Raw genomic sequence first — 17529 nt, 5'->3', positions numbered from 1 at the left:
TTTAATATCGTTTTCAATCGAAATAGTCGCAGATTTAATATATAATTTTGGCAAAATATTAATTAACCAATTTTTTATGATGAGAATAGAAATAAAAAGACAAACTAATTCAAAGATCTTTATTTTTTTAATAACCCTTTTATTTACAACTATCGCAAGTGCACAGTTTGTAACTGTTGGCAGTGGAAGTTACAGAACCACTTTTCCCGGAACTGATTCAGCTGGCAGAAATGCCTATCCATCTGGAACTCCTTATTTGAGCGGAAATGCAATAGGAAAACCGGTGCCTACCAGCGATTGGTGGTCTGCCTTGGTTAAAAACGGTTCGGCATCAAACCTTTTTAATTATCCATACACTATGAAAACTACTAACAACGGATTGGTAGTGAGCTATATTCCTTCAGGTGTAATCGATGATATGTTGCCAATTATAGTTGGTGTAACTAGTTTGAATGCTACCAATACTAAAGTTTCTGATTATTCGGATTGGACAGTAACTATGGATTGGAATGATGCTACTCACAATTTCCAAGCCACTTCAGGCGTTGGAATGCCTTTTCTTTATTTCACAAAAAAATCAACTGATGTAGCCCAAGTTACTATTAACACAGGCACTGTAGTTATCTCAAATGAAATGCTTGTTTGTACCAATGTGAAAAACGGTGCTGATTTTGCAGTTTATGCACCTGTGGGAAGCACTTGGACTCAAAATGGAGCTGTATATACTTCAACTTTGAATGGGCAAAATTATTGGTCGATGGCTTTTATTCCGCTTACTGCAGCCAATGTTGATACAGTAGCTAATGAATATAAAAAATATGCATACGTTTTTCCAGTGAAAGCAACTGCTACATATACTTATAATGAAGCAACCTCCGTGATGCATACTGATTTTAATGTAGAAACTGTCGTAAAAGAAGGAGCTGAAACGAATATGTTGCTCGGTTTGCTTCCGCATCAATGGGCGCATTTGGCTTCAGGTTCTCCAGCTCCTGACAAATACAGCTACGCTATTATAAGAGGAGAAATGAAAACAATGGCAGGAAATAGTTTCAGTGTCGAAAATACTTTTCACGGCATACTTCCTACTTTACCTTATGTTGATAATTACAGCAGCGGTTTTACACCAACTGCTTTAACCGAAAAGATTGCTTCATTGGAAAACAGTACAATGGCAACCTGGACGGATTCTTATAACGAAGGCCAGATTTTTAACCAATTGATGCAAACGGCCAGGGTTGCCAATGAAATGGGGAATATTGTGGCTCGCGACAAGATGTTGGCAACAATTAAAACCCGACTTGAAAACTGGTTTAAAGCTGAAAATGGTGAAGTAGCTTTCTTGTTTTATTATAATTCTACCTGGGGTTCAGCCATTGGTTACCCTGCAGGATATGGACAGGACAGTGGTTTAAATGACAAACAATTTCATTGGGGATATTTTATTCAAGCAGCAGCTTTTGTGGAGCAATTCAGTCCAGGTTGGGCTGCCCAATGGGGAGGAATGGTGAATTTAATCGTTCGTGATGCTGCAGCTTATGATCGTGCCGATACGATGTTTCCTTATTTAAGAACTTTCAATCCTTATGGAGGTCATAGTTGGGTTGATGGTTTTGCCAATAATCCGCAAGGGAATAATATGGAATCAAGTTCTGAAAGTATGGTATTTAACGCTGCACTGATACAATGGGGGGAAGCTTCTGGAAATAAAACCATTCGTGATTTAGGAATTTACCTTTATACGACGGAGCAAACCGGAATTGAAGAATATTATATGGATACGCACGATCGTAATTTTCCACCTTCCCAAACAAAGAGTTTAGTATCGCGCGTTTGGTCAAATAGTATCGATAATGGTACTTTTTGGACAGCCGATATAGCTGCCTCTTATGGAATTGAATTGTATCCAATTCAAGGCGGGTCACTTTATTTAGGACAAGATACTGCTTATGTTACCAAGCTTTGGAACGAAATTGAAGCCAATACAGGAATACTAAGTAATGAAGTTAATCCAAATTTATGGCACGACATTATGTGGGAGTACCTTGCTTTTATTGATCCTCCAAAGGCCATAGGATTGTATAATTCTTACCCTAATAGAGAAATAAAATTTGGAGTTTCAGACGCGCAAACATATCACTGGCTTCACGCAATGAATGCATTAGGACGAGTAAGTCCAACTATTACTGCTAATTGTTCAACAGCGACTGCGTTTACCCAAAATGGTCAAACCAATTATGTGGCACAAAACTATTCAGCTGCACCTATAACAGTTACTTTTTCTACAGGATTTCAATTGAATGTTCCTGCTCGAAAAATGGTGTCCAGTTTAGATTCACAAATTACTGGGGTAATAACCTCTTCTTTTCAACTAGCCTATTTAAATGGCAGCGTGAAATTAGATGTTGTTGCATCGAATGGAACTCTAATCAAGGTTGAATTTATGGATGGAACTACTTCGCTCGGTATAGTTACTTCTGCACCTTATACTTGGGACGCTTTAAATCTGACTTTAGGTGTTCATAGTTTTTACGCGAAAGTATATGAAGATGCCGTTAAATTTAATGTTACCAATAGTGTAGATGTTCAAGTTGGAAATCAATTGCCTTTTGGTGGAACCCCTTGGGCTATTCCAGGAATTATTGAGGCTGGAAAATTTGATGTTTTTGAAGGTGGAAAAGGACAAAACATTGCCTATTTTGATATAACAACAGCTAATTCTGGTGATTATCGATTAGATGAAAATGTAGATTCAAAAACTAGTCTTGCCGAAGGTGCTACAGTTGGTTCTATTGCCACAAATGAATGGACGGAATATACCGTGAATGTTGCACAATCTGGTTTGTACTCGTTTGCCTTCCGTTATGCTTCAGGCAATGCGGCTGGTGGAGGACCATTCCATTTGGAATTAGATGGACAGTCCATTTCTGCTGCTATTACAGTTCCTTCTACATCCACAACATCTTGGGATATTTGGGCAACTAAAACGGTTACCAATATTCCGCTTACACCAGGAGACCACGTTTTGCGTGTTGCTTTTTCAGCAGGAGAATTTAATTTGGCTAAAATGACCTTTACCAGAACAGGGAATTTAGTTGCGAGTTATCCAACAGCAAATGCAGGACCAAATTTAAAAGTGATTTTGCCATTAACCTCTACAACAATTGACGGTTCCGCAAGCACTGAATCTGCAGCAAAAGCATTAACCTTTTCTTGGACTCAAAACTACGGACCTACAGTTGTCCTATTTTCAGATTCCACTTCTGCAATGCCTACCATTAGTGGATTGGCTGAAGGTACTTATAGTTTGAAATTGACGGTCACTAATACTGACATGGTTACAGACAGTGACGAATTATTGATTTTGGTCACCAGTACACTAAATGCTTTACCAACAGTTTCAATAGTTACTCCAGCTGATAATGCAACATTTACAGAAGGAAAACCAGTTAGCATTACTGCCAATGCCAGCGATTTTGACGGAACAATTCAACAAGTAAGTTTCTATCAAGGAGCCACCTTAATAAGTACTGATACTTCGGCTCCTTATGCTGCAACTTGGAATCCTGCTGCCGGTAATTATACCCTCACAGCAAAAGCTACTGATAATGACGGAGCCATAACTACATCACAAATAGTGAATGTGACTATTGCAACAGCTATGGTCTGTATCGAAACATCCAATGTTGCTCAACAAGGAACGTTTAGCATTGGATATAAAGCAACATTTGAAACGGTAGGTCCCAACGTATATGTAACTTTTGAATTGTTAGATAAAGACAAAGCCGGTGTAATTGCCTATTTGTGGAAACAAACTCCTTTTGGAGAAACAGCTATGACCAATGTTTCAGGAAATATTTTTACAGGAACCGTGAGTGGACAATCTTATGGAACAACTATTAGTTATGCTTGTAAATTTGCTTACTCAGGCGGATTATCCGTTACAAAATACATAAGCTATGTAGTAGGAACTAATTGCGGAAGTACCAATGATACTCAAGCCCCAACTAATTTTACAGCCAGTATTGGAGCCATTACAGGTTCTTCTATCGAATTGTTGTTGAATGCTACAGACAACTCTGGATCTGTAGTTTACAATGTTGCTTATGGAGCGAATATCAGTTCAACATCGAACGCTTCTGGAGTTCAAAAATCCTTACTGATTACTGCCTTAACTCCAAATACAAATTATACTTTTAGTATTTCGGCAAGTGATTTAGCTGGCAATGTTGCTGGTAATAATCCAATAGTACTTAATGCAACAACGGCAGCAAACACGAACACGGAATGTGCTGGAACTGCATCAGAAGCTCAACAAGGTTCTTTCGCAGTGGGTTACAAATATGCTTTTCAAACCATTGGCACAGATGTAAAAATGACTTTCGAACTACTTGATGATAAAACGGGCGTAATTGCTTATTTGTGGAAACAAACTCCATTTTCAGAAATAGCAATGACAAATGTTTCAGGAAAGATTTTTACGAAAACCATCACCGGACAAACCCTAGGTTCAACCATTAGTTACGCAGTTAAATTTGCCTTTGCAGGTGGATTGGCAGTAACAAAATATTATTCTTATGTGGTAGGAAATACTTGTTCATTGGGAGTGGAAAATCCTTCTGAAGTGAAACAATTGTTCTACCCAAATCCAGTGAAAAATGTATTTTACCTTCAATTGCTGGACGAAGAAAACAGAATTATTTTAACTGACATGTTGGGGCGAAAAATCCTTGAAGAGGTAGTTAAGTCAACACATACTTTAGATATGAGTGCTTTTAAATCGGGAGTTTACTTGCTTAATGTTAAAAATACTTATGGTACACAAAACATTAAAATAATTAAGGAATAAAAAAAATATAAGTTTTTTTTAAAGGGCATTACGAAAGTGATGCTCTTTTTTTTAGTTAATTTTTTTTGGGTTTATATGTTTTACTGTTAAAAAAAAAATAAAGTATGATGCGGTTTTATGTGTGTATTAATGATTTGGCAAAAGATTAATTTCTTATTTTTGACAAATAAATAAATAATTATGAAAAATAAATTTTTGATTCTATTAACAACTGTAGTTGTTAATTTATTGTTTACTATTAATGCTAATGCGAGTGAAATATCTGTTGTAGCAGGGCCTGGTTGTGTGGGAGCTTCTAAAGCTGCTCTTGAAGGAACGTCTTTTACCATTGGGTATAAATCTACTTTTGAAACCATTGGAACTGATGTTAAAATCACATTCGAGTTATTGGATACAGACAAAGTAGGGGTTGTTGCTTTTTTAAGAAAACAAGGTGATGTTGCGGCTTTAGAAGTGCAAATGATTAATGTTCCAGGGACAAATATTTTTACAAGAACAATCACGGGACAAACCCTTGGTACTATTATTAATTATGGGGTTAAATTTGCCTTTGCCGGTGGTTTAGCAGTAACAGATTTTGTTAGTTACGAGGTGGGAACGGATTGTGCACTTACAAATGATATTGTGGCCCCTACAAATTTTACCGCTACCATTGGAGCTATTACTGCTTCTTCTGTCGAAATAGTTTTGAATGGTGTTGATGTATCTGGAACAGTAATGTATACTGTATCTTATGGTGCTGTTACTAAATCAACAACAAGTGATTCAGGTGTTCAGAAATCTTTTGTAATGACTGCTTTGGCACCTGATACAGTTTATAATTTTAGTGTTTCGGCTAAAGATTTAGTAGGAAACACGGCGTCCAATAGCCCAATTTTGCGTTCCGCTAAAACACTAATAAGCACTAATACAGAATGTGCCGGAACTGCATCTGATGCCCAACAAGGTTCTTTCTCGGTAGGTTATAAATACGCTTTTCAAACTATTGGAACGGATGTTAAAATCACATTCGAATTATTGGATACAGATAAGTCAGGTGTCGTAGCTTTTTTATGGAAAGAAACTCCATTTGGAGAACAGCCAATGACGAATGTTTCAGGAAAGATTTTTACTAAAACTATCACGGGGCAAACTATAGGTGCAACTATAAGTTATGCAGTTAAATTTGCATTTGCCGGTGGACAAGCGGTTACAAAGTATTTTTCGTATGTGGTAGGAAATACGTGTTCATTAGGTGTAGAAACTGCTTCAAAAGCAAAAAATGTTTTCTATCCCAATCCAGTGCAAAAGACCCTGTTTCTTCAATTGACAGACTCCCAAAACCGAATTTCCCTAACCGATGTATTAGGTCGTAAATTGATTGATGCAAATGTACCATCCACGTATAATTTAGACATGAGTTCTTTTATAACCGGAATCTATTTTTTAAGAGTTGAAAACACGAATGGTGTGCAACAAGAAAAAATCATCAAGAAATAAGATTCTTAACTAGTAAAACTAAAAGTGCATCATTTTCGAATGGTGCACTTTTTTTTTAAAACAATAATCCAAAATAGAAATTTGCCATTCCCTCAATACCAATTCTCATTTTAAAATTGATTACTTTTGTGAAAATTCGGTTTTCTCATGCAAATTGACCTTTCTACATTAGATCCAAAGAAGAATATCATCATCAAAGGAGCGCAAGTTCACAATCTAAAAAATGTGGATGTTGCGATTCCTAGAAATAAATTAGTGGTGATTACCGGGCTTTCGGGTTCCGGAAAATCAAGCTTGGCGTTCGACACTTTATACGCCGAAGGACAACGCAGATATGTGGAAAGTCTATCATCGTATGCGCGTCAATTTTTGGGTAGATTAGACAAACCAAAAGTAGAATATATCAAGGGAATTGCGCCAGCAATCGCCATTGAGCAAAAAGTAAATACAACCAATGCACGTTCTACGGTAGGAACTTCTACCGAAATTTACGATTATATCAAATTATTATTCGCCCGAGTTGGACGAACTTTTTCGCCAATTTCAGGTCAGGAAGTGAAAAAAAATACGGTTTCGGATGTTATCACGGATGTGAAAAAATTTGGAATTGACAGCAAATGGTTGCTCCTCGCCCCCATTCATTTGGAACACGGCCGAGCTTTGGAAGATAAATTGAAAGCTTTACTCAATCAGGGGTTTTCCAGAATATTAGTTAATAATGAAACCGTTCGTCTCGATGACTTCTCGTCTCCGCTCGAAGTGACGGATGGACATACATTAGACAATAAAGATATTCTTCTGATTATTGACCGAATCGTGGTCAAAGACGAAGAGGAATTTTACAATCGTCTTTCAGATGCAGTTCAAACTGCCTTTTATGAAGGAAAAGGGATTTGCCATTTACAGGAATTAAACACCAACGAACGCTATTCGTATAGCAATAATTTCGAATTGGATGGCATTACTTTCTTGGAACCCAATGTCCATTTGTTTAGTTTCAACAATCCTTATGGTGCTTGTCCTATTTGTGAAGGCTACGGAAACATCATTGGAATCGACGAAGAATTGGTGATTCCCAATACTTCTTTATCCGTGTATGAAAACGCTATTTTCCCATGGCGTGGCGAAAGTATGGGCTGGTTTCGGGACGAATTGGTAAACAATGCCTACAAGTTTGACTTCCCTATTCACAAACCGTTTTTCGAACTTTCTGAAGCGCAGAAAGATTTGATTTGGACTGGAAACACTTATTTTCAGGGTTTGAATCGTTTCTTCAAGGAATTGGAAGAAAAAAATTATAAAATTCAAAATCGGGTGATGCTTTCTCGTTATCGCGGAAAAACCAAATGCCATTCCTGCAAAGGAAAACGCTTGCGAATTGAAGCTTCTTACGTGAAAATAAATTCGAAAACAGTTTCAGATTTGGTCGATTTGCCAATCAAACATTTGGTTACTTTTTTCGAAAATATCGATTTGGATGTCTACGAAAAACAAATTGCAAAACGCTTATTATTGGAAATCAACAACCGCTTGGCATTTTTGACCGAAGTTGGATTGGATTATCTGACTTTAAACAGAAACTCTGCTACACTTTCAGGGGGAGAATCACAGCGCATCAACTTGGCTACTTCACTGGGGAGCAGTTTGGTGGGTTCGATGTACATTCTAGATGAACCAAGCATAGGTCTACACCCAAAAGACACGGAACTTTTAATCAAAGTATTGCAATCTTTACGTGATTTGGGCAATACCGTTATCGTGGTGGAACACGATGAAGACATTATGAAAGCTGCTGATATGATCATTGATATTGGTCCCGAAGCAGGAACTTTTGGCGGTGAATTGGTTGCTCAAGGCACTTTCGAGGAAATCTTAAAATCGACTTCCTTGACGGCGAAATATTTAAATGGTGAACTAGAAATTAAAACACCCCGAATACGCAGAAAATGGAACAATTACATTGAAATTCTGGGTGCTCGGGAAAACAATTTACAAAATATAGACGTCAAATTTCCTTTGGAATGCCTGACCGTGATTACCGGCGTATCCGGAAGTGGAAAAAGTACCTTGGTCAAGAAAATCCTGTTTCCTGCAATGCAGAAAAAGTTGGATGGCGTAGGCGAAAAAGCGGGACAATTTACAGAAATGCGTGGCTATTATCATAAGATCCAACATATCGAATACGTGGATCAAAATCCTATTGGAAGAAGTTCCCGATCGAATCCCGTGACGTATATCAAGGCTTATGACGACATCAGGGAATTGTTTGCTAAAGAAAAACTATCAAAAATTCGCGGGTATCAAGCCAAATATTTTTCGTTTAATGTGGATGGCGGAAGATGCGAAACCTGCAAAGGCGAAGGAACCATCAATGTCGAAATGGTTTTTATGGCAGATGTTCAGTTGCATTGCGAAACCTGTAACGGCAAACGATTTAAGAAAGAAGTTTTGGAAGTCACTTTCGATGGCAAGAACATTCACGATATTCTAACAATGACGATCGATGATGCGATTGCTTTTTTTGCTGTCAACAAACAAAATAAAATCACCCAAAAACTGCAACCCTTGCAAGATGTTGGTTTAGGTTATGTACAATTAGGACAATCCTCTTCCACCCTTTCCGGTGGCGAGGCGCAACGTATCAAACTGGCTTCGTTCCTGGTCAAAGGTGCTACCAAAGAAAAAGCACTTTTTGTGTTTGACGAACCTACAACAGGATTGCATTTTCATGACATTAAGAAACTCTTGGCCTCGTTTGATGCCTTGATCGATAAAGGCCATTCAATATTGGTAGTGGAACACAATTTAGATCTTATAAAATGTGCCGATTGGATTATTGATTTAGGTCCCGAAGGCGGCGAAAATGGCGGACAATTACTTGCCGAAGGAACTCCAGAAGATATTATAAAAAGCAAAAAATCAATTACCGGTAAATATTTGAAAGAGAAATTGTGAAAATTCAATTCTTACAATATCCTTGAAGAGGCAATTTTAATATCGGCATATTTCCATGCAGCTTCAAAACGAATTTTCGTCTCGTTGTATTTCTTTTTGTCTCCTAGTTTTTCATAAACATTCATCAACCCCATCAAGGCCCAACCATTTTCACGGTAAGTTTTTAAATCTTCCTCATACGCATTCTGTGCTTCCTTGTATTTACCTGCTTCTATTAACACGGCTCCTAAATGATGGCGAACAGAAAAAAACCAATCTGGTGGTTCATCATAATTTAAAGCATCTTCCCTTACAATTGCCTCCTTCAAAAGGGAAATCGCTTTTGAATAGTTTTTTTCCTTAGCATTTATTTCTCCATCCAAAGTATAAGAAGCAATCTCACATAAATCTAAAACATTATTAATGCTCCAGATGGTTAATTTTTTCAGATTTGGATCCATCTTTATTCTATTCATTTCGGCAAGATGTTTTTTGGCTTCCACAATTTTATTTTGGGAAAGCATTGCCATACCTTGTGCATAATGCCAAATTACCAGAGGATATTTTAATTTTTTTTCTGGAGCGGGAGAAGAAATAATGTCATTCCACAAACCAAGTTTTACTTCCACGTACCATGGAATGGTATAATAATGCTGAAGAGATGACCAAGCAGGATCAATTAATAATTTTTTATAACAATGGTCGGCTGTTGCATTTGCCCCTTTCATTGCAATTTTACTTTCACCGCAAAGTGTGGCACATGCTGAAATAAAATGATAATTGTGAGGATAATAAGCAAGAGGATATACGCCTTGTGCATGGCAAGATTCAATATACAAACTATCAACCAAGACTGCTTTTTGATTGGCAACAACTCCATCGTGATAGCGCCCTATTCGAATGTAAGTATGCGAAGGCATATGGACAAGATGTCCTGCGCCAGGAACTAAATCACGAAGCAAATCTGCACTTGCCAAAGCTTTTTCGGCATTTTTTGACATTTCTGTTGCATGAATGTAAAAATGGTTTGCGCCAGCATGACGTGGTTCTAACTTCAAACATTTTTCAAGAACTGAAAGAATTTCGGGCGTCCAGGGTTGAATCGTTCCGTCTTTTTTATATAAATTCCAGGGATGTAAATCCATTAATGATTCAGCAAAAATAGAAGCTATAGTTACATCATTAGAATACTTTTTATAAACTTTCCGCATCGCAACTGCATAAGATGAATCAAGTACGGGGCGAGTAATAGTGGTATCTTTAGCATAACGATGAGTTAATGCTTCTATCAAATCTTTTTCTTTCTGAGTGGATGATTTAGAATAGAATTTTGCTTTTTGCACAGCATCATAAGCACGCTGGAAATTGTCTTTTTCCATTCCTGCGTTGTAATTTGGTCCTAAAACATAGGCAAATCCCCACCAACACATTGCACTCGTTGAGTCTTGTCGAGTCGCTTCGTAAAAGGATCGAGCGGCTTCGGCATGATTAAACCCAAATGACAACATCAATCCTTGGTCAAAATATTTTTGTGCTTCTGTATTTTTCGTTGAAACAGGAAAATGAATCCCCTCCAGTCCTTTTAGAAGTGGCGCTTTCTTTCCAGAGGAATACCACGACTTATCCATAACTTCAGGAGTACAACAACTATATTTACTGGAAATGGAATATGCTTTAGTTGATTCTTTTTTGATTTCTTCATTATGCTTGCAAGAAAATAACAAAAGAATAAGGCATAATAAGCTGAGAAGATTTCGCATATTAACAGATTTAAATTATTCTTTACTATAATAAAACACTTTAAAATTTGAAATAAGCTGTTTGAAATGCATCCCAAACATTGCCTAACCATTATTTGGTTTTAAAGTTGTTGCAGATTATGGGGGGGGAATAAACTTTTAGTATTGAATTAAAATCAAATATACAAAAAAAATTAAATCAAGCAAAAAAAACCTAAATTTATGGCAATCAAGTGAATACCTATAGTTTGTTAGTAATAAAAACACCTTGTCTTTTTTGATATTTACTCATCTTTTGAACTTCCGAAGAAATATTGAAATGAAAAACTCGATTAATGTGATTGCTTGTATGAGAAGCTCTTAAAAATATAGTTTTTCAACAAAAAAACTCAGCGCCGAAGGGAAAAAATACTTCGAATAGTTATGTCAGAAACTCAAAGGTATTAGTTAAACATAAATTCCATAGATTTACACGAAGAAAAAATATTTAAAAATCTGGCTATCTTGTGTTATTGAAAAGGAGAAGTAAATTTTTAGCAAAAAAAGAAACAGATTTTCAAGGAATTAAACTTAATGAGATTAAACTATGATTAAAAAAACACTATATAGCCTACTCACTATCATTACACTATCGTGCGCCACTAATATTGATAATAAAGAGGTAATTAGCAAGATAACAAAAGATAATCTTACAATAAAACACGTTGATGTTTTACAAGAATCTAATTATTATAATGTTATTACAGATTTAGAACAATCTGTGAATTCTTCTAAAGAGGCTTGGAAAAATGCACCCGAACTAAATCAATTGCACAGAATAATAACAATTGATAAAGTAAGTAATAAGTTTCTTAAAAGACTAAATGCTGGTAACTATTTGAATGATGATAAAGTTATCGCCTATCGATTTATAAAAACGGATAAATCAAATGAATATATTGGTTATACTGTTATTCTATTTCACGATCAAAATCAATCTACACTATATTATGAGTTACATGCTGCTCCTTATGAATATTATCCTTTAGGTGGTGTGAAACAATTAATTAACAAAGGACTTGTGGAGGAAATAAACAAAATCGAAAATGAATATAATAAAAAACACCCTATTAAACTAGACAATCTATAGAATACTTATTTTCTTGGATTTTGCAAGTAAAAAACATTATTAACAATGCTAGTTTTCATGCTGTCATTGTTAATAAATTCGATTCCTGGGAAGTATTTTAAAGAGAAGTTACGATTATTCCAAGTCCTATTTTAATTTAAGACCTATTTAATGAACATAAAACAGTAAAAAACCATGGCAGTAAAAACAAAAATTTTACAATAAATAAGTATAATTCTGTAATATATTAAGTTCCTTTTTTCACAATTTTGTACGTTATAAAATCTTGCATTCTGTTAAAACTGATGGGGTCTAAAAGCGTTTTTTCGTGTATGAATATAAAAACACTTCATTTTCTAAAAAAAACACTGCAAGTGCTGGTTTGGTGTGTTGTTTCTATCGTTGCACTTTTACTGCTTATTATTATTTTAATTCAGGTTCCTTCCGTTCAAAATTATGCAAAAGACAAGGCTATTTCCTATTTGCAAAAGAAAATAAAGACCAAGGTTTCTCTAGACCGAATCGACGTTAATTTTCCAAAAGAAATTGTTCTGGAAGGGTTTTATTTTGAAGACCAAAAAAAAGACACCTTGTTAATAGGCAAAAGATTAGAAGCTGATGTTGATTTGTTTAAACTTCTGAGCAACGAATTGCAGGTCAATTCAGTTTCCCTGCAAAATGCCTCCTCCAATATCTACAGAAACAAGGATGGCGTTTATAATTTCGATTACATCATCAAGGCATTTGAACCAAAAGTACCTGATCCAAATAGCAAACCCTTTAAAATATCGGTCGAAAATGTAAATCTCCAAAATGTCAATTTTAATTTTAAAGATGATTATTCCAGAAATGATATTCGTTTAAAAGTAGCCAACTTTGATACCAAATTCAAGAAGTTCGATATAGACAAAATGGATTTTGACATTCCAAATATCAATTTAAATGGTTTGAAATTAGTTCTGAATCAGGATGTTGTCGAAAAAATAGCTGAAGTGTCCATAAATACCTTGGATACTATTTCGAAAAGAAAAGATTTCAGTCTAAAACTAGATAAAATCAGTTTGTCTAAAATTGATATTTCTTACGACAACAAAGATTCCAAATTAGATTCCGGTATCTTTTTGGGCAATTTGGAATTATCCGTCAACGAAATAGATTTGAACACACAATTGCTAGATTTTGACACTTTTGAATTAAAAAACCTGAAAGGAAATTTGCGATTGGGCACAAAAGACAAACAACTAATCACTCCCAATTTAGACACGACTGCCATAGCCCAAACTGGATGGAAAGTAAAATTGAATGCTGTCGATTTGCAAAATATAGCTTTCAAGTACGACGATATGCAATCCAAATCTATCCCAAAAGGAATTGATTTCAATCATCTTGATTTGGATAAATTAAATCTTAAAGCAGAAAAACTGTATTATAGAAATGACACTACTACTGGAAATATAAAATCACTTGTGGGAATTGAAAAAAGTGGTTTGCAAATTCAAGCCTTAAAAACGGATTTCTTTTATGGCCCAAAAAAGGCGCATTTGAATCATCTCTATTTGAAAACACCACAAACGCTGCTGCAAAACAGCATTAAAATTAGTTATCCATCGATTGCTTCCTTAAAAAAGAATTCTGAAAACCTCAGTTTGAACGTCAATTTAATACAATCAAAAATAGGATTCAAGGACATTTTACTGTTTAGCCAGTATTTACCAAAAGACAATCCGTTTAAAAATAATCCAAATGCGATTGCGTATTTGAATGCGCGTTTGAACGGAAAAATAAAAGACCTGAATATTCCGCTATTTGAAATGAGCGGCATTGGAAATACCAGAATTTCGGCTTCCGGCAGAATTATAGGCTTGCCTGATGCCCAGAAAGCCTATTATGATTTGTATATCAAGAAATTTTCCAGCACGTCCAAAGATGTTCTTTTGTTTGTGCCACTAGGAACAATTCATAACACTATTCAATTGCCTGCACAGTTTAATGTTCAAGGAAAATTTAAAGGTTCGGTTCAGAATTTCAAGACCAATTTAGCTTTAAACAGTAGTTTCGGGAATGCCAAAGTGGATGGTTTGTACGACCAGCGCATTAAAAATCAAGAGAAATACGATGCGACCATTGCCTTGCTCGATTTTGATTTAGGCCGCTTCATAAAAAATGATTCTTTGGGAAAAGTCACGCTTAATGCGAAAGTAAAAGGCAAAGGATTAGACCCAAAAACAGCTCAGGCAGAATTAGACGGAATTGTTCAGAAAGCAGTTTTTAATAAATATACCTACCGAGATTTAACTCTAAAAGGAAATATCAAAAACGGATTATTTGCAGTGAAATCAGCAATGAAAGACCCAAATTTGCATTTTGATTTGGTTGCCAAAGGAAATGCAAAAGACAAATATCCATCGGTGCAATTAAAATTAAACTTGGATATTGCCGATCTCCAAAAACTAAATCTTCACGCTGGTCCGATGAAACTGCGTGGAAATGTCGATGCGGACATTGCCAATACCAATCCTGATTATTTAAACGGTGAAATTTCCTTTTCGAACGTACATATTTTGCAGGAAGCCGAAGTTATTGTACTAGATTCGATCAAAATCGTGGCTTTTGCAGACAATAAAAAAAACAACATCAAGATAAGTTCCCAATTCCTGAAAGCCGAAATGGACGGGAAATACAAACTAACCACTTTGGCTGCAGCCTTCAAAAAATCACTGTCGAAATACATTGATTTGGGCAATGCAAAATCGAATCTAGCACAAGAGGAACAACGATTGACTTTTAAGTTGTCTGTTGATAATGATCCCATCCTTTTTAAAATTTTTCCCAAATTAACGGGTTTGGAGCCTATCAACATTACCGGAAAATACAATAATGTCGCCGATTCGTTGGAAGTAAAAGGAACGATTCCGAGAATTGTGTATAATAATAAAACCATTGTCGATGGAAAAATAAATATTGAAGCCAAAGGAAAAGCTTTGGAATATCAGGTTTCGGTTGCAACAATTGAAAGCGGAGAAATTAAAATTCCGTTTACCAGTTTATCCGGAAAAATCGAAAACAATATTTTGACCTATGCGTTGGAAGTAAAAGATGCGAGCAAGAAGCAACTCTATCATATTGCTGGTGAATGGCGTCGTGACAAGGCTAAAAATATACTTAAAATTGATGCCGCTAATTTTGTTCTCAATTATGACAAGTGGAATATCAATGCCGAAAATAAAATTGAATTTGGTGATAAAAGACTTTACGTCAATAAATTTTATTTGGAGAATTCCGGAAACGAACTTAAAATCCAGTCGCAAGGCAATCAGAATAATGCGCCACTTCAGGTTGATTTTGTGAATTTCAAGATGGAGACCATTCTGAGTATAATCAAAAAAGATAAATTGCTGATGCAAGGTTCAATCAATGGTTCCGCTTTGGTGGAAAACGTGATGACAAAACCAACTTTTACCTCTGATTTGAAAATTGACAAATTTGCTTTTAAAGGGGAACCCGTTGGTGAAATTGCAATAAAAATAGACAATAAAACCAATAATTTGCTTGCAGCAAATGTTACGCTCAGCGGAGAAGGCAATGATGTTACTCTCCTTGGAACTTATAAAATTAATGACAGCAGTTTCGACCTTGTTTTAAATATGAATAAGTTAAATGTCAAAAGCATACAAAGCTTTAGCTTGGGACATATTACGGAAGGAACAGGCTATTTGTCCGGAAATTTTAACATCACGGGAAATACCGCTGCACCAAAATTAGATGGTGAACTAAAATTTAATGATACAGGATTCAGAACCACAAAACTCAACTCGTATTTTAAGGTCACGGAGGAAAAAATCAGGTTTCAAAACGAAGTAATTGCATTTGACAATTTTACGTTATATGACGAAAATGAAAATGAATTAACCGTAAACGGCACCGTTCATTCCGCTGATTTCAGGAATTTTGACTTTGGTTTAACCGTTGTTGCCAATGATTTTAGAGCGATTCATTCTAAAGAGGCCGACAATGATTTGTTTTATGGGGATTTAATTTTAGACACGAAATTAAACATCAATGGAACTATCGACAATCCGGTTGTTGGTGGAAATATCAAGATAAAAAAGGATACCAAATTTTCAATTGTTATACCTCAATCTGACCCCTCCATAGCTGATAGGGAAGGAATCGTTGAGTTTGTAAATGAAGATGATTTGTATCTGAAACAAACTGCTTTACTGGAGAAAAAACTCAATCAATCCAAATTAATCGGGATGGACGTCAGTGTTGATATTTCGATTGACAAAGAAGCTGAACTTACTTTGGTAATTGACAAAGGAAATGGAGATTACCTGAATCTTAAAGGCGTGGCCGAACTTACAGGAGGCATTGATCCTTCGGGAAAAACGACTTTAACCGGTAAATATGAATTCTCGGGTGGTGCTTACGAAATGAATTTTAATATGATTCGAAGAAAATTTGAAATTCAAAAAGGGAGTTATATTGTATGGAATGGTGAACCCACAATGGCAACTTTAAACATTAAAGCAATTTATAAAGTGAATGCTGCGCCAATCGATTTACTTGGAAATCAGTTGGGAACAGTAAGTCCCACCGTTAAAAACACCTACAAACAGAAGATTCCTTTTCAAACTATATTGATGATGAATGGCGAATTAATGAAACCAGAAATCACGTTTGACATCCTTCTCCCAGATGGAAATTATGGAGTTTCATCAGATATTGTTACGGCTTCCCAGACCAAACTGGAACAGTTGCGACAAGAACCGGCTGAATTAAACAAACAAGTTTTTGCCCTTTTATTGTTGAATCGTTTTATTGGCGAAAATCCTTTTGCGAGTGAAAGCGGCGGAACCAATGCAGAATCCTTGGCGAGGCAAAGTGTAAGCAAAATTCTTTCGCAACAATTGAATGATCTCGCTGCAGATTTAATTTCTGGAGTACAATTGGAATTTGATTTACAATCGACCGATAATTATACTTCGGGAGCTATGGAAAACAGAACGGATTTAAATGTTGGGATTTCAAAAAAACTATTTGATGACCGAATAAAAGTAACGGTAGGAAGTAGTTTTGGCGTGGAAGGACAAGAACGTGCCAATGAAGATCTTACCAATATTGCAGGTGATGTTGCACTAGATTACCAAATTACAAAAGACGGGCGCTATATGGTTCGCGCTTATCGAAAAAACGAATATCAGGTTGCCATCGCCGGACAAATTGTAGAAACGGGTCTTGCCTTTATTGTTACGATGAGTTATAATAAATTCAGCGAGCTTTTTCATCGCACTCAAGAAGAAAAAGCAATGATTGAGAAAGAAAAAATTCGCAAGGAAAAAATGAAACTCAAAGCGGAAAAGGAAAGGCAAAAAAACCTGGAAAAAGAAATAATTGAGGAAAATAAGCAAAATAATTAG

The 17529-nt window shown here is 35.9% G+C and carries 6 protein-coding genes; 5 read left to right on the top strand and 1 reads right to left on the bottom strand.

Going from position 1 to position 17529, the window contains the following annotated elements:
- The first annotated feature begins 76 nt into the window (after positions 1-76).
- The 3 genes from ACH2BV_RS10750 to uvrA all read left to right on the top strand — a co-directional run bounded on the left by ACH2BV_RS10750 (position 77) and on the right by uvrA (position 9283).
- Positions 77-4849, top strand: coding sequence for a glycosyl hydrolase (locus ACH2BV_RS10750; RefSeq protein WP_395050726.1), 4773 nt, complete (start codon positions 77-79; stop codon positions 4847-4849).
- 180 nt (positions 4850-5029) lie between these two features.
- On the top strand, positions 5030-6328 hold the full coding sequence (locus ACH2BV_RS10745; protein ID WP_395050725.1) for a T9SS type A sorting domain-containing protein: 1299 nt from the start codon (positions 5030-5032) through the stop codon (positions 6326-6328).
- A 147-nt stretch (positions 6329-6475) separates the two neighbouring features.
- Positions 6476-9283: an excinuclease ABC subunit UvrA gene (gene uvrA / locus ACH2BV_RS10740; protein ID WP_395050724.1), complete on the top strand. Its 2808-nt coding sequence runs from the start codon at positions 6476-6478 to the stop codon at positions 9281-9283.
- 11 nt (positions 9284-9294) lie between these two features.
- Here uvrA and ACH2BV_RS10735 read toward each other — a convergent pair whose 3' ends face one another.
- Positions 9295-11022: a tetratricopeptide repeat protein gene (locus ACH2BV_RS10735; protein ID WP_395050723.1), complete on the bottom strand. Its 1728-nt coding sequence runs from the start codon at positions 11020-11022 to the stop codon at positions 9295-9297.
- Positions 11023-11587: 565 nt separating this feature from the next.
- Here ACH2BV_RS10735 and ACH2BV_RS10730 point away from each other — a divergent pair.
- Positions 11588-12130 (top strand): hypothetical protein, encoded by a 543-nt coding sequence (locus ACH2BV_RS10730; protein ID WP_395050722.1) that lies wholly within the window; start codon positions 11588-11590, stop codon positions 12128-12130.
- 311 nt (positions 12131-12441) lie between these two features.
- Entirely contained in the window at positions 12442-17529 is a 5088-nt protein-coding gene (locus ACH2BV_RS10725) for a translocation/assembly module TamB domain-containing protein (RefSeq protein WP_395050721.1), read from the top strand.

Source organism: Flavobacterium sp. (assembly GCF_043780635.1).
Classification (GTDB): Bacteria; Bacteroidota; Bacteroidia; order Flavobacteriales; family Flavobacteriaceae; genus Flavobacterium.
This window is presented reverse-complemented; position numbering and strand designations above follow the sequence as displayed.